Genomic DNA, 17,993 nt, shown 5'->3' with positions numbered 1-17,993 from the left:
TTACTATTAATAAGGAGGTAGGCAGAAGATGGCTAATACTTGTAGAGATGACTTAAGATGTTTATTGGAGAGGATAAAGGATACTGATGAGCAGGTTGATATTATCATTCAGTCAGGAGAGGACTGCTGTGAATTTACAGGATGCATCTGTGAGGTTGATGATTGTTTTGTAGTATTAATTGATACTAAGCATGGAAATTGTATTAGAACTTATATCTTACTTGATTGTATCTGTGCTCTTGTTCATCCAGCACAAACTTGTTGTGACGAATATTAAAAAGAGAAACTTATAAAGTGAAATAATTAAGATAAAGAGATAAGATTAATCTTATCTCTTTTTTTAACATATTTGAGGAAAGAATCATATTATATATAAATCTAGCAGCAGAGAGATGATGTAGGAATGGTGGGCTGAATGGGAGATTTTTATTTTAAGGTATTGACGAAATTATTAACTAAGATAAAGGTGTATATATGCAATTACCTATATTTTTCTAGATAAGATATGTGCACTGTCCATCCAGCAAAATGCAGCTATGGATAATAGTAATTATATAAATTTTAACCAATTATTTTTATTAACATATCCCGATATAGAGTCATAGTATGTATTAGTTTTAAATGAAAGGAGGGAAAAGAGATATGAGTGAAGTTGAAATCCAAGGATATGATTCTTGTAGAGATGACTTAGTTAAATTATTAAATAAAATCAAAGATACTAATGAAGAAGTAACTATTATTATTCAATCTGGTGAAGGTTGTTGTGAAATAACAGGATGCATCTGTGAAATTGATGATTGCTTTTTAGTATTAATTGATAGTAATCATGTATGTGTCAGAACTTATATTTTATTAGATAAAATCTGTGCTTTAGTTCATCCAGCAAGAGAGTGTAAACGTAAACCTAGAGATTAGATAAATTATTGTTTTAATCGGTTGGATAATCTAGATTATCCAATCGATTAATATCAAAATTATTAGGAAGGAGGTCTAAAGATGGTGGAGAGTGATTATGATTTAGAACTTCTAGAACCATTATTAGAAGAGCTAGTCAACGAGTTATTAAATCAGAATAATCCAATGGTAAGTAATCCTCCTACTCCTTCATTAAATGATTTTTCTCAATTTGATGCTTCTAATATTGATATTAGTGAGAAGGAGCTTGATAAAGTATTAGATATGTTAAAGCAGATAAATTTGAAATTGGAGCCTCAAGAAGCTGGGAAAAAGACAGGGGGTGACAGAAAATTGTCTAAAAGGGGAAGAAGTCAAGGAAGTGAATTTGAAAGGGAATTAATACATAGTTTAAAGGAAGAATTGAAAGCAGAGTTGAAAAGTGAATTAAGAGAGGAGTTACTTAAACAGAAAGAAGAAGATATTTTTATTAATAATTATAATAGTGCTGAGTCTCATATTTTTAAAGATGAATTGGCTAAACATGCAGAAAATTTTGATTTTGTAGAGGTAACAGTTATTAGTGGTTCAGATTGTTGTAAGATAGTCGGTATCTTATGTGAAGTCTACGGTGATTTTATAGTCCTGATAAATGAAGATAATAGTCGAATTAAGATATCAACTAATAAGATAGTAGCAGTTAGGTTGCACAATGGTGGAAGAAGAAATAGATATAGTAACAGTGATGATAATGTAGATGATGAGGCTAATATTATGAAAGTAGATGATGATTCATCTGCTATAGAAGAGCTGGATAAAGATAAGGAGATAGCAGCTAAAAGAGAGAAGAATTCAGGTGATGAAATTGCTATAGATGAAAATCAAGAGACAGAGAATGATTCTAGGGATTCAGACTCAAATTCCAAATCTGAGGTTGAAAGAAAGTTAAAAGTCTTATAAGGGAGATTGTTTTAAGAGAGGTGTTAAAAGCAACTCTCTTTTTTATGTGGTGAGATTATTGTTTTAACTATTTAAAAGAAATATTTTTGATTCTTCTTTTATTCACAAATTATTAGAGTATTTCGTATTATAACTTAGGAAAGGAGGGGTGAATAAGATGAGTGGATTAATTGAAAGAAGTTATTGTAGTAAAGAATTGATAAAGTTGTTAGATGATTTAAAGATTGAAGCAGAGCGAGTTAGTATTATTATTCAATCTGGTGGGGATTGCTGTAGGCATAGAGGCTGTATCTGTGAAATAATTGATGAATCTATAGTCGTGTTGGTTGAAGACAGAGATAAAGGTAAAGACAGGTGTGAAAGAACCTATATACCAATTGACTGTATCTGTGCTATTATAGTTTTTGAAGAAGATGAGAGAAGGATATTTGAAGAGATAGATGATAGAGAGGATTTAGATAGATTTGGACTACAGGATGTAGGTCAATCAGATAATAGAAATGCACCAAATAGTATAGAAGAAGTTGATTATGATGAAGATTATCAAGTCTATCGAAAAGATCAAGATAATATTAGATGTAATGTATATGGATATGGAAGAAAGATTAGAATTAATGTAATGGGTAAAAGAGCGATGTTATCAGTCAGCAAGGTCAATATAACTGAATTATCAATGGTAGTTCATAGTGAAGGTACTGACAAAGAGAACTTTATTTATTATTTCCATAAAGATAATGTAGGAGAAAAGACTATAGAGTTAGTATTATCTCCTTCATCTCTAGGTGAAGTTAACGAAGTTATTTACAATGAGCAAGGAGAAGAAGTTAAGATCACTGGTACTGCTCTTTTATATATTAATGAAGAAGATAGGGGAGAATGTGAATTTGAATTATCTGTAAAAGAAGATATGGCTACAATGAATATAATTTCTAATGAAGAGGAAGTGGAGAACCATACAGAAAAATTGACTGGAGTTTGTAGTCCTGAACCCTTTAGTATTCAAACTTTCTGATTAGATTAATAAGTCAATTTCTGCGATATTTTAGCTTGATTAAAATATAATTATATTTTAATTAAGCTTTTTTTTATCTATAGTTTGTAATAAAAAATCTCTATTATTTGTAACACTTTTTTCCTAAATACATAATATATACCAAATACTAAAAAAAGGAGGAATGCTAATGAGTCCAATTGACATTGATATTGATTTAGATGCTTTGATTGAAGCTATATCAGAGTCTGTAGCTGAATCAGTAGCAGCAGCTTTAGCTGGAGCTAGTGCAGACGCAGATGCAGATGTAGAAGCAGATACAGAGGTGGACGTAGATGCAGATGTAGGATTGGATGCTGATACAGACGTAGACGCAGATACAGAGGTGGACTTAGATGCTGATGCAGACGTAGATGCAGATGTAGGATTAGATGCTGATGCAGACGTAGATGCAGATGTAGGATTGGATGCTGATGCAGACGTAGATGCAGATGTAGGATTGGATGCTGATGCAGACGTAGATGCAGATGTAGGATTAGATGCTGATGCAGATATAGATGCCAATGTAGATGCTAATGCTGACGTAGAAGCTAATGCAAATGCAGATAGTGAAAGCGAGAGTGAATCAGAATCAGAAAGTAAGTCTGAAGCTGATGCAGACAGTGAGTCAGATTCAGAAGCAGATAGTGAAAGTGATAGTGAAAGTGATAGTGATGCGAATGCTGATGCAGATAGTGAAAGTGAAAGTGATGCAAATGCCGATGCTGATGCAGATGCAGATAGTGAAAGTGACGCAAATGCTTGTGCTGATGCAGATAGTAAAAGTGATAGTGACGCAAATGCTGATGCAATAGGAGTAGGAGTAGGTATAGGAGAAGCCGATGCAGATGCTGAGGCAGAAAGTGAGAGTGAATCTGAGTCAGAATCAGAAGCTGAAGCAGAAAGTGAGAGTGAATCTGAGTCAGAATCAGAAGCTGAAGCAGAGAGTGAGAGTGATTCAGATGCAAATGCTGATTCCACAGCTACGGCAACAGCAGAAGTAGATGGTCCTGGTGATTGTGAACAGACTGCTCAAATTAACCAAGATAATAAACAACCTCAAGCTTGTGTAAATGCAGATAATAATGTAACCATAAATCAAGCTAATGCAGAGAGTGAACAAGTAAATGTAGTTGAAGATGATGAGTATGAAGAAGATACAGATGAAGTTGAAGCTTAATAAGAAATTATAATCTAATTTAGTAATCTATAGAAGTTCGACTTAATTAAGTCGAACTTCTATTTAATATAGCTTATAGTTTACTCCTTAGTGTCTTCTTTTTATATGCTTTGAGTAACAGAATATGATTGCAATTCATAATATGTATAGATGATAAGTTAGTAATTATTAAAGATCCTTAAGTATTTTGAATATAAACTCAAGGTACGATTATTTAAAATAGATTCTTATATCTAAATTAGTATATTGAGGATTTTGTGTTAAGGGGGAGGGAGAATATGTCTAGAAATAAAGAAAAGGAGAAACAATGTTTACCGAAGTGGTGTATTGGTGGAGATATTAATCAGAGTCAAAACTGTAATGTAGATGTTAAACAGCCTAATAGTAATGTAATCTGCTCTAATGATACCAATACTAGTCAGATTGTTTCAGAAGCTGATGATGAAATTAGAGTAAACCAAGGGAGTGATTCTATAAATAGGGAGAGAAGTGTATCATCTCAAGGTAATATCAACCAGAGTGCTAACTCTATACAAAAAACTGAGCAACCTGAGAGTAATGTATATAATGCAGACTCTAGTACTATCAGACAAAGTAATAAAAGCAGAAAAAAGTAGGGCTTATTATTTAATAATTTTGTATGAGTAAAAATTAAAAAGGAGGGTTAGAATTGTGGATGATAATATTAACCATTTAATTAAAGACATAACACAAGAGAATAACTCAGATATATCTGTTAACCAGAAGAACATTATTATAATATATTGTGATCCTTCATCTTCAGGAATTTTAAACTTGAACTCTTTGGAAGAGATTTTGGGAGAAGATTTCAATTTAGAGGTAGATGAGAAAGGAGATGTTAGATTAAATGACGAGAGAATGGGAGTTAAGGAATTTAAAGATGGTTCTAAAGCACTATTTTTAGGTACGGAAGAGGTTAAGACTGACAAAAGCTAGTATTAACATTAATATCTTTCAGGGCTAATCTATATCTGATTTATTTACTATAGATTTAAAGCAATAGATTAGGCTATAAGGAAATATAAATGCTTTTTATTGAAACAATTAAGTATAATTTATTTTTAGTTGACATAATATTGTATAGTAAATTGGTTTTCAGGTTAAGCCCTGCAATAATATTTTTAATTCCTTTAAGTATCTACTTAAGGTTTCCTCTCACTGAGTTAGATCTTTCCTTGATGGATTTCCAGATAATAAGTTCATAAGCTTATCTTTAAATAACACCTTTAATCTTTTATTTTTAGGAAATTTATCAATACAATCAATGAAAGGATATTAATTTGAGTTAAATACAATTGTATAGTTACTTTTAGAAATTTTTTTATTATTTTTTAACAATATCTAAATAATCATTTAGCCTTAGCTAGTGTTTGATTTGATGCTTGAATTGTTTTTTGCAGATTAGAAAAATATAAAGTCAAGATAGGGTAGAGATTTCAAACTTTGCTATCTGCTGTTTATTACTATAGGTTAATCCATGAATTAACATATATCTTATTCTGTTTAAGGTGATAAAAAATCAAAGGGAGGATATAGAATGGAAGTATTGAAAAAAACTAACTTACCTAAGAAGTATGAATTACGGATGAGAAGGGATATTAATATTGGAATTGGTCATTTATTTACTACTAGTGATGAGCAAGTGCCAGGTTATCTGTCTGTGAAGGTTGATAACTATAATATTGATTATAAACAAGTTGAATTTTTTGGTGTTGATAAAAAGGGTAAAGAGATTTCAGGAAAAGGGGTAGTTCCTTCTCATATTGGGAGTTCTGAGGCAGGAGAGGTTATTCTTCTATTTAATATAAGTAAACTGACTCAAACTAAGCAATTTACTGAAGAGACAGTAGAGGGAGTGATTACTTTATCAGGTCAGGAGATTGGTAGAGATCAAATAGAGACCAATCCATCAATATATATAGGTTAGATATCTAACTATGAAGTCTAACCTAATATTTTGTTTACTTTTTAAAGTAAAAAGTGTCGTAATATACCCATATTGTCCTAAATCGAAATTTTAAGTAGATACCTATATAAATAAAGAGAGATATCAGCTAAAGCTGATATCTCTCTTTTGATATAAGTTCTCCGTTAGCTAGGAAGAAATTGAAGGTTAATTTATCTTTATAGAAGTATTCCTTAGTAATAGTGAAGAGATGATAGCTATTATTTATACTATCTCCAATCATCTGGACTTTATAGCCACGGTAATAGATATCTTCTACCTTTCCATTTAATAATAGGATTAATAAGTTATTATTAAAATTAATATTCTCAGGATGATTTATTCCCAATCTACTTAGCAGAGATTTAGATTTACTTTGGTTATCTAAAACATATAACTTATTTTGATATCTATTCTCCCAGTTGTTACTAAAAATTTTAGTTCTAATACTTAGAGGAATATACTCTACAGCAGGATAAGGTAATATTTTATCAGGATAACCTAAGGTCAATATATTCACCCCCTTAATAATATATATATGCTAGAATAATAAATTACAATTATCCAATAATTGTAAGAGATAGTTGTGCACATTTTGGTTTCTGTCGCATATATTTATAAATGAAAGCAGTTTAATAGAAAGGAAGGAGGAATAAAATGGCAATAAATTTTAAAGAAGAACAAGTAAGAGTTGAATATGTCATTGGAGAAGATACAGTTAGAGAATCCATTACTAAAGAGGTTCCAATACCTGTTGCAGAAAAACCAGATATAGAGAGAATTTTAGAGGTAAGCACAAAGATTGAATCCACTGAGGTAACTGTTGAAGAAGGTGGAGTAACAATTGATGGTGTGATTGAAGTAGGTGTTATGTATGTAGCTGATACTGCTGAAGGTGATCAGCCAGTACATTATTTCCATGGAGAGATGACTTTTACCAATTTCGTTGATATCCCTGAAGCAGAGGACTATATGAGTGCCTATGTTGATGTTGATATCTTAAGGTCTAGCTATGATTTTGTTGATGAGAGAACAGTAGAAGTAACTGTTGTTCTTAAGAAATTTGCTAAGGTATTTGATTATCGACAAATGAACATTATTACTGATGTAACAGGTATTAGAGAGGAATTAGTAGAGAAAGAATTGTTAAGAATTGAGAATGTAGTTGGAGAGAATACTTATCAGGTAGTAGTAGAAGGGATTATTGATGTTCCTACTGTTAAGCCACCAATTGAAAGAGTTCTAAAGGTGGAGGGAGGAGCGTTAGAGGATAAGAATGTTGAAATAACTGATGGTGCAGTTATTGTAGATGGAGAGTTTGAAGTAGGTGTTATGTATGTTGCAGATACAACAGCTGATGAAACTCCAGGAACACAACCAGTTCACTTCTTTGAAGGGGGACTTACATTTTCAGAAGTTATTGATGTTCCAGATGCAGACGAAGACATGACTTCATTTACCGATATTAATGTAAAGAGATGGGACTATACAATCACAAATGGTAATAGGCAAGTAGAGGTAAGAGCTATACTAGAAGTATTTGTTAAAGTTACTGAACCTAAACAGGTGATGGTAGTAACAGGGATTGATAGTGATAGAGTTGAGTTAGAGGAAGAGTTATTAAGAGTAGAAGAGGTAATTGGAGAAGATACAGTAACTGAAACTGTTACTGAAGACCTAATTGTACCAGATGTAAAACCTAATATTGAACGTATTTTGGAGACAAATGCGCAGCTATCGAATACAACATGTATTGTAGAAGATGGTGGAGTAGTAGTTACAAGTGAGGGAGAAGGTAGTGTCCTTTATGTTGCAGATACAACAGCTGATGAAACTCCAGGAACACAACCAGTTCATTATTTCCAGCGTCCATTTAATATTGAAAACTTTATCAATATTCCTGAGGCAGAGGCTGGCATGTCTTGCCACAGTAACATTGAAATTAAGAAGGTTAAAGGTAACAGGTTAAATAATAGAACCGTTGAATTGGTAGTTACCTTAAGAAAGTTTGCTAAAGTAACTAACTTCAGACAGTTAACTATTGTTACAGATATAGTTGTTGTATCTCCTGTAGTAGACAGAGACGAGTGTGAGCGACCATCTAAGATAATCTATGTGGTTCAAGCTGGAGATACCTTATATAAGATAGCTAGACGTTATAGAACAACAGTAGATGCTATTGTTGATGCAAATAACCTAGATAATCCAGATTATTTAGAAGTAGGACAGAAGTTAATTATACCAAGATGTATAATTGATGATCGTGATGAACCTAGAAGACCTAGAGGATAATAAATAAAAAGACTGTAGGAATATATATTCCTACAGTCTTTTTATTTATTTGGTACTTCCATAATAATTGGCATAATCATTGGATTTCTTCTAGTTTCATTATAAATAAAGTCTCTTAAAGGATCTTTTAGTTTTGTTTTTAATTTAGACCAATCGGTAATATTTTTTTCTTGGCATTCTTTTAATACTATATTCAATCTATTTTTGGCTTCTTCAATTAACTCTTGAGATTCTTTCATATAAACAAATCCTCGAGAGATAATATCAGGACCTGCTAGTACTTTTCCTGTACCAGATTCAATGGTAATAACTACGATTATAATCCCGTGCTCTGATAATATTCTTCTATCCCTTAGGACAATATTTCCTACATCTCCAATTCCAGAACCATCAATTAATATCTTACCTGTTGATACAGGAGATGCAAAGTAGGCATTCTTTTCACTAACCTTTAGTCGTGATCCATTTTTGGCTATAAAGATATTGTCTTCTGGAATACCAACATCTTTGGCTAACAATGAATGGTGATAAAGGTGGCGGTATTCACCATGGACAGGAATAAAATATTTAGGTTTAGTCATGTTTAGCATCATTTTCAATTCTTCTTGATATGCGTGACCAGAAACATGAACATCTAATTCCCTTCCATAAATCACCTTAGCACCTTTTTCAAATAGTTGATTGATAGTCTCTCCTACAGATCTTTCATTTCCAGGGATAGGTGTTGCAGATAGGAGAACTGTATCTCCTTTATGTAGATTGATTTGTCTATGGTCACCTCTAGCAATTCTAGTTAAAGAAGCCATGGTCTCCCCTTGGCTACCTGTCATTAGATAAACTATTTTATGATCAGGTAGATTATTAATCTTTCTTATTTCTAAGAGCATATCATCAGGAAAGTTAAGATAACCTAAATCTTTGGCTATTTTAGTATTAGCAATCATACTTCTTCCTGAAATAGCAATCTTTCTATCAGTTTCATAGGCTGCATTGATAATCTGCTGTAATCTATCTAAATGAGAAGAGAAGGTAGCTACAATAATTCTGCCATCAGCCTTTTCAAAGATGCTATTAATAGTATCATTAACTACTCTTTCAGATACGGAGTAACCCTTTTGTTCTGCATTTGTACTGTCAGATAATAAGGCTAAAACCCCTTCTTCTCCCAATTGAGTTAATCCATTAAAATCAGTAGGTTGCTCATTTATTGGAGTTTGGTCAAATTTGAAGTCACCTGTATATAAAATAGTTCCAGAAGGAGTTTTAATGCCCATAGCAACAGCATCTGGTATACTATGATTTACCTTGACAAATTTGATTTTGAAAGGATCTAAAGATATCTCTTGACCTGCAGATATTTGCCGCAGCTCAGTAGAGCCCATTAAATGATGTTCTTCTAATTTCTTCTTTATCATTCCAAGGGTTAACCTAGTTCCATAGATAGGTATATTGCTAATTTCTCTTAAGAAATAAGGAATTGCACCGATATGGTCTTCATGACCATGGCTAATTAACATTGCTTTAATTCTATCTTTATTTTCAATTAGATAGGATATATCAGGCATAACCAAGTCGATGCCGAGCATATCTTCTGTAGGGAACATAATTCCACAATCTAAGATTAAGATTTCATCATTGTATTCAATTAATATCATATTATTCCCAATTTCTCCTCTACCACCTAGAGGTATAATGGAGATTTCCGCATTTCTTTTCATATATATCACCTCAAATATTATTATATACATAATTATACTCTTTAATCCATTAGAAGTACAGTGTCAATCTGGGATTTTAATCCGTTGTCCGGGATAGATACTGTTTTTATTTTTAATATTAGGATTAATTTTTATAATTTTTTCAACAGTAGTGTTGAATTTTTTAGCAATCTGATAAAGGGTATCACCTGCTTTAACTATATAATAAGATTGATTACTGCCATTACCTAAACCTGTACGATTCTGTTTGATTTCAACAGGGGTTCCAATACTTACTCTGTCATAAAGAAACTCTGCATCTTTATTATACATTCTAACACATCCATTTGATATAGCTTTACCGATTGATGAAGGTTGGTTGTTGCCATGAATGCCATGCATCTGGTGAGTAAATTGCATCCATCGGGTACCTAAGGCTTTATTATAAGGGTTCTTAAGCTTATTAATAATTGAAAAGTTCCCTGTAGGGGTAGGCGTACTTGGTTTACCAATAGCTACTGGGAAGGATCTGACCACTTGATTGTTCTGATAAAGATATAGAGTTCTTTCATTTAATATAATTAATATTTTAGCCATAACTAGACCTCCTTACCAATTTATTTTCTTATATTATTATATTAAAATAGAAGGTAATGGGTTAAAAATAATTATATAAGTTACTGGTCTTATAGATGTTCTAAAGTGAAATATATAAATATCACCTCACCCCTATCCCCCTATGAGGAATATAATTCAATTCCTCTTCGTACAGAACCAGTCTCTCTTCACATCAGGAGAGGGGAAGAAAAGAATATTTTAGTCCTCTCCCTTCGGGTCTATCGACCACTTCGTAATAAAAAGAATTTCCTAAGATAGGAGAGACTGCTTTTGTACGAAGGGTTGTTAAACCCAGAGGAGTTAGAGTGAGGTATGAAAATTGTTTTAAGCCCTCTTGTTAAATTTCATTTTAGAGTTGTTTGTCTATATAGGTTCGTGACTTTAGACTGAAATTTTCCAGTATTAATATTTCTATAAAAGTTTTATAATTATATTAAGTTATAGACAAAAGTTATATGTTCTAGATACTATATTGGATAAAATTCATTTTAGATTCACAAATCTATATAGGTTTGTAATTTTAGAATGTGATTTAAATCTGTCTTTAGATAGATATTGTGATATTTTCCAAAACCTCAGACCTCACCTTGATCCTTTCCTTATCTAATGAGAGGGGAATTTATTTCTATATTGTTTTTCTCCCTTCTCCTAAGAATAGGAGAAGGGGCGGGGATGAGGTGTGAAAACTATCCTATCCCATTAACCGATATTTTTTATCTTGCAATTTCACTAGTTAAAATTCTTATAATAGCAATTAGAATAAAAGGGAGGGTATTCATAACCAAAAATTGGATATGATAAGGATATAGAGATATAATGGAGGTAGAATTAGATGGATAGAGATGATAGTACTATAATTAAACTCATTACAGAGATATTAGCTAAGATAAAAGTTAATATTTTAGTAAAGCAGCATAAGAAGATTACTTATCAAAAGAAGAAGCAAAACTCTTTAAATAACATTAATAATAGTAATCCTACTATGAAAATTAATATCTTTACAATAGAATCGGAAAGGTTAAAACATAAGGGATTAAGTTACCAATCAAGTAAAATAATTACCCTTTCTCAGCTAAGAAATAGTGGTTTATCGTACTTAAAACAGCTTCTTTTCAAGAGAGGATTAAAGGATAGCTATCTTATTTTAGATACTGATGATAGAGATAATATAAATTTAGCTAATAACAATGGCATAAATAAAGTTATATATTGTAGTTCATCTGGAGAGAACATATTAATAAAGAAGCAGCTTAAGGCTGGTAGACCTGCTGTCTATATAAAAGGTGATAATCTAGTTATATTTGATGGAGAAGATGAACTTCCGATTTTAGCAATTTATCGTTTATTTAATTTATCGAAAAAAGTAGAGTTATTTTCTATTAAAAATTATTTATTTATAGTAGCCTTTGCCTTTGTTTATGGGGTTCCTCTGTATATTATTCGATCATTTTTCTGTAACTATAGTCAAATGACTGAAGAGAATTTACAAGGAATCTATTATAAGAGTAATAATAAGAAGGAGTTTATTATCAAATGACTAACTAACTATATAAGAGCTTAAATAGTGAGGTGGATATAGTCATGGATAAGATAGATTTAGTTGCACATGCAAAAGTGAATTTAACATTGGATGTACTAGGAAAGAGAGAAGATGGGTATCATGAGGTAGAGATGATTATGCAGACTATAAATTTACATGATAGAATATCATTTACTAAAATAGATACAGGAATTGAAATCATAAGCAACCATCCTGAAGTTCCAATAGATAAATCAAATTTGATCTATAAGGTGGCTGAGATGTTGTTTGAGGAGTTTGAGTTGACAGGTGGGCTTAGAGTTAACCTAGATAAAAGAATCCCTGTAGCAGCGGGATTAGCTGGGGGAAGTAGTAATGCAGCTGCTACATTGGTAGCTATTAATAGATTATGGAATTTAGGATTAACATCAGAGCAGTTAGCTAAAATAGGAGGTAAATTAGGTGCTGATATCCCTTTTTGTATCGAGGGAGGGACTCAATTAGCAACGGGAATAGGAACAGACTTAAAGGAGCTACCTAAATGTCCACAACTTTATCTTGTTCTTATCAATCCTCCCCTTTCAGTATCGACAGCTAAAGTCTATGGTAATCTAAATTTAGAGCAGGTTGCTAAGCATCCATCCACAGATAAAGTTATAAAAGCATTACAAGAGCAAGATAGAGAGGTTATCATCAATAATCTAGATAATCTTTTAGAGAATGTTACCCTAAAATTTTATCCTGAAGTTGCTAACTTAAAGGATAAAGTAACAGAGCTAGCTGACAAAGCTCTAATGTCTGGAAGTGGACCAACTATATTGGGGTTTGTATCAGGAATAAAAGAGGCAGAAGAGATTAAAAATAAGTTGGAAAAAGAGTTGACTAGAGAACACAAGATAGTGGTTGCTAAGACTGTTAACCATGGAATAACAGAAATTTAATAAATATCAAGGGAGGATATTAATGGGCTTAGATGCTATAGTTCTAGCAGGAGCTAAAAATAATGGACGATTATCTGAAATTAGTGATCAGGATTATGAGGCTTTAATTAAGCTTAAGGGTAAAACTATAACAGAATATTTATTAGATAAACTAAGGGAAGTCCCTTTAATAGATAATATTATAGTAGTAGGTCCCAATGGATTAAATAAGAAGAATATCGATAAATTCATTCCTTGTCAAGACTCTTTATTAGAGAACCTTAAGTTAGGATTACAAACAGCAGAAAGTCCCTATAGTTTAGTCTTCACTTCTGATATTCCCTTAATTACCGTTGAGGCTATACAAGATTTTTTAGCCAAATGTGAAGGTGGGAAGGCCGCTTTTTATTATCCAATCATTCCTAAAGAATTTGTAGAAGTCTCCTTTCCAAAGAGTAATAGAACTTATTTCTCCTTAAATGAAGGCACCTTTACAGGAGGAAATATCTTTTTAGTGAATGGTGATGTTGTTTTAAGATTAGAGGAATTGTTAGATAAGATATTGAAATGGAGAAAGAAGCCTTGGAAATTAGCTTATCTATTAGGATTTAAATTTATAATCAAGTTATTGACTGGAAATTTATCTATAGACTTGATTGAAAAGGAAGTATATAAGTTAACAGGGTATATAGGAAAGGCTATTATCTCTGATTATCCAGAGATAGGCTTTGATATTGATACACCTGAAGATTATAATCTAATAGAAAAAATTTACAAAGGTTCGGATATAAAAAGTAATTGACCTATTTACAAAGAGTATAATTAATGATAATATGAGAAGAAGTAAAGTTTTATAAAAATTTAGGCCTGAATGTTCGGAAGGAGTGGCGTGTTTTTAAGATGAAGATGCGGCGGAGTGAAAGGATTGTTGCTGTAACTAAGATACTAACTGATCAGCCTTATAAATTGATTTCCTTAAATTATTTTACTGAACGCTTTAATGCTGCTAAATCTACTATCAGTGAAGACTTATCTATTATTAAAAAGGTGTTTTCTGTAGAGAAGATGGGGAAGATTGAAACAGTATCAGGCGCAGCAGGGGGAGTTAGATTTATCCCAGATAGAGGGGTTAAGGATATTCAAAATGTGATTGATGAATTATGTGAATGTTTATCTGATTCAACAAGGATTCTACCAGGTGGCTATTTATATATGACAGACTTGATCTTTAATCCTGCTTTAATGGATAAGGTTGGGGAGATATTTGCTACTAAATTTTCTGATTTAGGGGCTGAGTACATAATAACGATGGAAACTAAAGGAATTCCAATCGCTTTAATGGCTGCTAGAGCTTTAAACTTACCCCTTGTTAGTATTAGAAGGAGTAGTCGGGTTACAGAAGGTTCAGTAGTAAGTATTAATTATGTAACAGGTTCATCAAGAAAGATACAACAGATGTCTCTATCCCGTAGAGCTCTACCAGAGGGTTCTAAGGTGATTATTATTGATGATTTTATGAAAGCTGGGGGTACAGCTAAAGGAATGTTAGATTTGATGGCTGAATTTAAGGCTGAAGTCTTAGACATAGGAGTATTAGTAGAGACTGCTCAACCAACAGATAAGTTAGTTGAAGATTATACATCTTTAGTTGTATTGGAGAATATTGATGATTTTAAAGAAGAGATAATCGTTAGACCTAGTAGTTGGGTTACTAATTTGAAATAAATTTATTAGTATAGTAAAGGAGGAATTCTTATGGCAGAATTAGACTCTGAAAAGCCAGTATATTCTATTGGTATTGTTCAAGAAAAGACAGGTTTAACAGGAAGGCAAATTCGTTATTATGAAGAATCTGAGTTGATAAAGCCTGCTAGAACTAAGGGGAATCAAAGGATTTACTCCCAAAGTGATATTGAAAAGTTAAAAGAGATTAAAGAGATGTTAGAAAAGGGATTAAATATAGCAGGGATTAAAGAGAAGTTAGGAACTGTCAATGAAGTTAAGAAGAAGAAAAAAACTAAAATAAGTGAGTCCCTATATGATGGAAGACCTTTGACTAAATTCAATCGTGGAAAACGTGGCTTGACTTCTTTGTATCCAGTTTCTGATAGAGCTCAATTATTAGAGATTCTAGATAAAAAAGATAATGATAAAGATTAGATCCTCTTGCTTTAGCAAGAGGATTCATATTGTCATTAAATTTTTATAAATGAATATAACCTCAACTATGGACTCCTTACTTTGTGATAGAATAAATTAAATTTAAATACATATAATAATCTTGACAGTAAACTCTCCCTTTGTTATAATACCTGTGATTAACTAGTAAGTACTAATAAATATATTTTTTAGATTTTCTAGTAATAATGGAGTAGTTACTCCATTTTTTATTTTATCTGCTAAGTATAATTTACTTACCTTTTAGAACTAAATAAAGGTTGGATATTATTAATAATTATTTTAGTAAAAATATTACTTTAAGGTTTAGAAAATATATTTCTGATATGGAATAAAATTTATTTAATATTATTGTAGGTTTTGTTTAAGGTATATTATTTTGGATTGAAGATTTGAATTTTTATAGTTAGTGTAGTATGAATCAATTTATCAATGACTTTAAACTAATCTTTATTTATATCCTTTGGCTAGGGAAGGAGTTATTATGAAGATTTATCTAGACACTGATGAACTCTATCAAGATAGACTCTATGAACATAAATTAGCTGTAATTTTAGGTAGGGGAAAGAGATTAAAGAAGATGCTAGATACATTCCCTACAGAATATGATTTTAAAAGTGCTTCTCTAACCAGGATAGCAAGAACAATTAATATTGAGAATAAGAATTCTAAAATTTTATCACAACTAAAAGAGTTAGATGAAACTTATGAAAAATTGACCAATCCAAAGTTTAATATCAATTTGAGTAGAAGGCCAAAGGCTGAAGTGATTATGTGCATTGATACTGAATATTTGTGGAGTGAATTAGATTCTATTCAATATGCTATCAAAGATAGTGAGGGCTGGAGGCTTGGAATTATATTTACTAATGATGATTTAGCACCAGCAGTAGATATTGTGGAAGGGATTAAAATTTTAAAAGATATAATTTATGAAGTTAAACCAGATATTTTTGTAGGTCATAATTTCAATTGTGATATTACTGTATTAGAGAAGGCCTATGGTAGTAAGATTAAACCTTTGCATAATTATGATGATACAATGAAGATGGTTAAAAAAAGCAACATATCCAATATTATCTCAGGAGCAAGTTTAGATAAAATTATTGAAAGTTTATTTGATGGTGATACAATTGGATTATTTAATGCCTATCAGGATTTAGACCTCTTTATTAAGTATGGCTTAAAGGATGCTATTTATCCTATTTATGCCAGAGAATATTTTATGACTGGCAAGTTACCAAAGATTGCCAATAAAATAAAGGTTAATCAGATTATTAAATCTGAGGTTTGGAATTTAATAGACTTTGACTCTATTTATCTAAAGGAGGAAGATTAATGGGTAGACTAATGACAATTACTTTGGCTGCAGGCAAAGGGACTAGAATGAAGTCTAAATTACCAAAAGTCCTACATCAGGTGGCTGGTAAAAGTATGGTACAGCATGTTGTTGATACAGCTAAGAGATTAGAACCTATACATAATATAGTTATAGTTGGTTATAAAGGAGAATTGGTAAAAGAGAATACCAAGGGTGAACTTAAGTTTATAAAACAAGAAAAACAATTAGGTACAGGTCATGCAGTGATGCAGGCAAAAGAGCAGCTAAAGGACTTTAATGGTACTGTTTTGGTTTTATATGGTGATACTCCTTTATTGACTGAAAGAACTTTAAATAATTTAATTGAAAAGCATGAAAATCAAGAGGCAGCAGTAACTATTTTAACGACAAAATTAGATGATCCAACAGGCTATGGTAGAATTGTTCGTAACTTAGAAGGTCATGTTACTAAAATTGTTGAAGATAAGGATACAACTAAAGAAGAAGCAGAGATTAATGAGATTAATACTGGAATTTGTTGTTTTGATAGTGAATTATTATTGAAATCGTTGGCTAAATTAGATACAGATAATGCCCAAGGGGAATATTATTTGACAGATGTTGCCGGAATTTTAGCTGAAGAAGGGAAATTAGTTACGGCAGTAGTTGCTGATAATTATGAAGAGACTATAGGAGTTAATACTCGTAGCCACTTGGCTAAAGCAGAAAAGACATTGAGATTAAGAATTTGTGAAGAGCATATGACAAATGGGGTTACAATTATTGATCCTAATAATACATATATAGATAGTGAAGTTGAAATAGGTCAGGATACTATTATTTATCCTTTTACTTTTATAGAAGGAAAAACTAAGGTAGATGACGAAGTAGTTATTGGTTCACAATGTAGAATAAAAGATTCTTTTGTCGGAAAAAGGGTAGAGATAGAGTCTTCAATTATTGTTGAAAGTGAGATAGGAGCTGCAACTGTAATTGGTCCTTATTCTTATTTACGTCCAGGTACTAAAGTAGGTAAGGAAGCTAAAGTTGGTGACTTTGTAGAGATTAAGAACTCTGAAATAGGTAATGGTAGTAAAGTTCCCCATTTAAGTTATATTGGTGATACTACTGTTGGGGAGAATACCAATATTGGAGCAGGTACTATTACTGCTAATTATGATGGAAAGGATAAGCATAGAACAATTATTGGTGATAATGCCTTTATTGGAAGTGATTCTACATTAATTGCTCCATTAAGAATAGGAGATAATGCAACTACAGGTGCTGGATCAGTAGTTACTAAGGATGTAAAAGAAGGGGATATAGTTATAGGTGTTCCAGCTAAGTCAATGGATTAGTTCTTTATTATAACTTAATATAAAACATAAAGATGTATACTATTAACAGGAGGTCTATAT

General features: G+C 31.8%; 19 protein-coding genes. 16 read left to right on the top strand and 3 right to left on the bottom strand.

The window, feature by feature from the left end:
* Positions 1 to 28: 28 nt before the first annotated feature.
* The 8 genes from U472_RS15740 to U472_RS15705 all read left to right on the top strand — a co-directional run bounded on the left by U472_RS15740 (position 29) and on the right by U472_RS15705 (position 6,012).
* Entirely contained in the window at positions 29 to 277 is a 249-nt protein-coding gene (locus U472_RS15740; RefSeq protein WP_068719682.1) for a hypothetical protein, read from the top strand.
* 365 nt (positions 278 to 642) lie between these two features.
* Positions 643 to 915 carry a hypothetical protein gene (locus U472_RS15735; RefSeq protein ID WP_068719681.1) on the top strand — a complete coding sequence of 91 codons (273 nt, stop codon included), beginning with the start codon at positions 643 to 645 and terminating at the stop codon, positions 913 to 915.
* Between the two features lie 81 nt (positions 916 to 996).
* Complete coding sequence (locus U472_RS15730) at positions 997 to 1,854, top strand: hypothetical protein (RefSeq protein WP_068719680.1); 858 nt, start codon at positions 997 to 999, stop codon at positions 1,852 to 1,854.
* A 157-nt stretch (positions 1,855 to 2,011) separates the two neighbouring features.
* A complete protein-coding gene (locus tag U472_RS15725) occupies positions 2,012 to 2,866 on the top strand; it encodes a hypothetical protein (protein ID WP_068719679.1) in 855 nt (284 codons plus the stop codon).
* A 169-nt stretch (positions 2,867 to 3,035) separates the two neighbouring features.
* Positions 3,036 to 4,064 carry a hypothetical protein gene (locus U472_RS15720; RefSeq protein WP_068719678.1) on the top strand — a complete coding sequence of 343 codons (1,029 nt, stop codon included), beginning with the start codon at positions 3,036 to 3,038 and terminating at the stop codon, positions 4,062 to 4,064.
* 278 nt (positions 4,065 to 4,342) lie between these two features.
* On the top strand, positions 4,343 to 4,681 hold the full coding sequence (locus U472_RS15715) for a hypothetical protein (RefSeq protein WP_068719677.1): 339 nt from the start codon (positions 4,343 to 4,345) through the stop codon (positions 4,679 to 4,681).
* A gap of 55 nt (positions 4,682 to 4,736) precedes the next feature.
* Positions 4,737 to 5,021, top strand: a complete 285-nt coding sequence (locus U472_RS15710; RefSeq protein WP_068719676.1) for a hypothetical protein — start codon at positions 4,737 to 4,739, stop codon at positions 5,019 to 5,021.
* A 601-nt stretch (positions 5,022 to 5,622) separates the two neighbouring features.
* On the top strand, positions 5,623 to 6,012 hold the full coding sequence (locus tag U472_RS15705) for a hypothetical protein (protein WP_068719675.1): 390 nt from the start codon (positions 5,623 to 5,625) through the stop codon (positions 6,010 to 6,012).
* A 127-nt stretch (positions 6,013 to 6,139) separates the two neighbouring features.
* Here U472_RS15705 and U472_RS15700 read toward each other — a convergent pair whose 3' ends face one another.
* Positions 6,140 to 6,541 (bottom strand): hypothetical protein, encoded by a 402-nt coding sequence (locus U472_RS15700; RefSeq protein ID WP_068719674.1) that lies wholly within the window; start codon positions 6,539 to 6,541, stop codon positions 6,140 to 6,142.
* A 146-nt stretch (positions 6,542 to 6,687) separates the two neighbouring features.
* Between U472_RS15700 and U472_RS15695 the strand changes: the two genes are divergently transcribed.
* Positions 6,688 to 8,322 carry a DUF3794 and LysM peptidoglycan-binding domain-containing protein gene (locus tag U472_RS15695; protein ID WP_068719673.1) on the top strand — a complete coding sequence of 545 codons (1,635 nt, stop codon included), beginning with the start codon at positions 6,688 to 6,690 and terminating at the stop codon, positions 8,320 to 8,322.
* 41 nt (positions 8,323 to 8,363) lie between these two features.
* On the opposite strand, the gene U472_RS15690 is transcribed toward U472_RS15695, so the two are convergent.
* On the bottom strand, positions 8,364 to 10,040 hold the full coding sequence (locus U472_RS15690; RefSeq protein WP_068719672.1) for a ribonuclease J: 1,677 nt from the start codon (positions 10,038 to 10,040) through the stop codon (positions 8,364 to 8,366).
* 63 nt (positions 10,041 to 10,103) lie between these two features.
* Complete coding sequence (locus U472_RS15685) at positions 10,104 to 10,616, bottom strand: L,D-transpeptidase family protein (protein ID WP_068719671.1); 513 nt, start codon at positions 10,614 to 10,616, stop codon at positions 10,104 to 10,106.
* A gap of 853 nt (positions 10,617 to 11,469) precedes the next feature.
* On the opposite strand from U472_RS15685, the gene U472_RS15680 reads away from it, so the two are divergent.
* From U472_RS15680 to glmU, 7 genes are all read left to right on the top strand, one after another.
* Complete coding sequence (locus tag U472_RS15680) at positions 11,470 to 12,174, top strand: hypothetical protein (RefSeq protein WP_068719670.1); 705 nt, start codon at positions 11,470 to 11,472, stop codon at positions 12,172 to 12,174.
* A gap of 44 nt (positions 12,175 to 12,218) precedes the next feature.
* Positions 12,219 to 13,097 (top strand): 4-(cytidine 5'-diphospho)-2-C-methyl-D-erythritol kinase, encoded by an 879-nt coding sequence (gene ispE, locus U472_RS15675; RefSeq protein ID WP_068719669.1) that lies wholly within the window; start codon positions 12,219 to 12,221, stop codon positions 13,095 to 13,097.
* 22 nt (positions 13,098 to 13,119) lie between these two features.
* On the top strand, positions 13,120 to 13,878 hold the full coding sequence (locus U472_RS15670) for an NTP transferase domain-containing protein (protein WP_068719668.1): 759 nt from the start codon (positions 13,120 to 13,122) through the stop codon (positions 13,876 to 13,878).
* 98 nt (positions 13,879 to 13,976) lie between these two features.
* Positions 13,977 to 14,801, top strand: a complete 825-nt coding sequence (gene purR, locus U472_RS15665; protein WP_083189952.1) for a pur operon repressor — start codon at positions 13,977 to 13,979, stop codon at positions 14,799 to 14,801.
* 30 nt (positions 14,802 to 14,831) lie between these two features.
* On the top strand, positions 14,832 to 15,236 hold the full coding sequence (locus U472_RS15660; protein WP_068719667.1) for a MerR family transcriptional regulator: 405 nt from the start codon (positions 14,832 to 14,834) through the stop codon (positions 15,234 to 15,236).
* Positions 15,237 to 15,738: 502 nt separating this feature from the next.
* Positions 15,739 to 16,593, top strand: coding sequence for a hypothetical protein (locus tag U472_RS15655; RefSeq protein ID WP_068719666.1), 855 nt, complete (start codon positions 15,739 to 15,741; stop codon positions 16,591 to 16,593).
* Positions 16,593 to 17,933, top strand: a complete 1,341-nt coding sequence (glmU, locus tag U472_RS15650; protein ID WP_068719665.1) for a bifunctional UDP-N-acetylglucosamine diphosphorylase/glucosamine-1-phosphate N-acetyltransferase GlmU — start codon at positions 16,593 to 16,595, stop codon at positions 17,931 to 17,933. The genes U472_RS15655 and glmU overlap by 1 nt, the downstream gene beginning before the upstream one ends.
* Positions 17,934 to 17,993: the final 60 nt, after the last annotated feature.

The sequence above is a fragment of the Orenia metallireducens genome, assembly GCF_001693735.1.
GTDB lineage: Bacteria > Bacillota > Halanaerobiia > Halobacteroidales > Halobacteroidaceae > Orenia > Orenia metallireducens.
The sequence above is the reverse complement of the archived record's forward strand: the minus strand, read 5'-3'. Positions and strand labels throughout refer to the sequence as shown.

Bases quoted from the DNA above. Each gene is read 5' to 3' on its own strand.
- ispE (WP_068719669.1), top strand. From the start codon at position 12,219: ATGGATAAGATAGATTTAGTTGCACATGCAAAAGTGAATTTAACATTG.
- U472_RS15690 (WP_068719672.1), bottom strand. From the start codon at position 10,040: ATGAAAAGAAATGCGGAAATCTCCATTATACCTCTAGGTGGTAGAGGA.
- U472_RS15660 (WP_068719667.1), top strand. From the start codon at position 14,832: ATGGCAGAATTAGACTCTGAAAAGCCAGTATATTCTATTGGTATTGTT.
- U472_RS15715 (WP_068719677.1), top strand. From the start codon at position 4,343: ATGTCTAGAAATAAAGAAAAGGAGAAACAATGTTTACCGAAGTGGTGT.
- U472_RS15680 (WP_068719670.1), top strand. From the start codon at position 11,470: ATGGATAGAGATGATAGTACTATAATTAAACTCATTACAGAGATATTA.
- U472_RS15695 (WP_068719673.1), top strand. From the start codon at position 6,688: ATGGCAATAAATTTTAAAGAAGAACAAGTAAGAGTTGAATATGTCATT.
- U472_RS15670 (WP_068719668.1), top strand. From the start codon at position 13,120: ATGGGCTTAGATGCTATAGTTCTAGCAGGAGCTAAAAATAATGGACGA.
- U472_RS15740 (WP_068719682.1), top strand. From the start codon at position 29: ATGGCTAATACTTGTAGAGATGACTTAAGATGTTTATTGGAGAGGATA.
- glmU (WP_068719665.1), top strand. From the start codon at position 16,593: ATGGGTAGACTAATGACAATTACTTTGGCTGCAGGCAAAGGGACTAGA.
- U472_RS15655 (WP_068719666.1), top strand. From the start codon at position 15,739: ATGAAGATTTATCTAGACACTGATGAACTCTATCAAGATAGACTCTAT.
- U472_RS15705 (WP_068719675.1), top strand. From the start codon at position 5,623: ATGGAAGTATTGAAAAAAACTAACTTACCTAAGAAGTATGAATTACGG.
- U472_RS15735 (WP_068719681.1), top strand. From the start codon at position 643: ATGAGTGAAGTTGAAATCCAAGGATATGATTCTTGTAGAGATGACTTA.
- U472_RS15730 (WP_068719680.1), top strand. From the start codon at position 997: ATGGTGGAGAGTGATTATGATTTAGAACTTCTAGAACCATTATTAGAA.
- U472_RS15720 (WP_068719678.1), top strand. From the start codon at position 3,036: ATGAGTCCAATTGACATTGATATTGATTTAGATGCTTTGATTGAAGCT.
- U472_RS15725 (WP_068719679.1), top strand. From the start codon at position 2,012: ATGAGTGGATTAATTGAAAGAAGTTATTGTAGTAAAGAATTGATAAAG.
- purR (WP_083189952.1), top strand. From the start codon at position 13,977: ATGAAGATGCGGCGGAGTGAAAGGATTGTTGCTGTAACTAAGATACTA.
- U472_RS15685 (WP_068719671.1), bottom strand. From the start codon at position 10,616: ATGGCTAAAATATTAATTATATTAAATGAAAGAACTCTATATCTTTAT.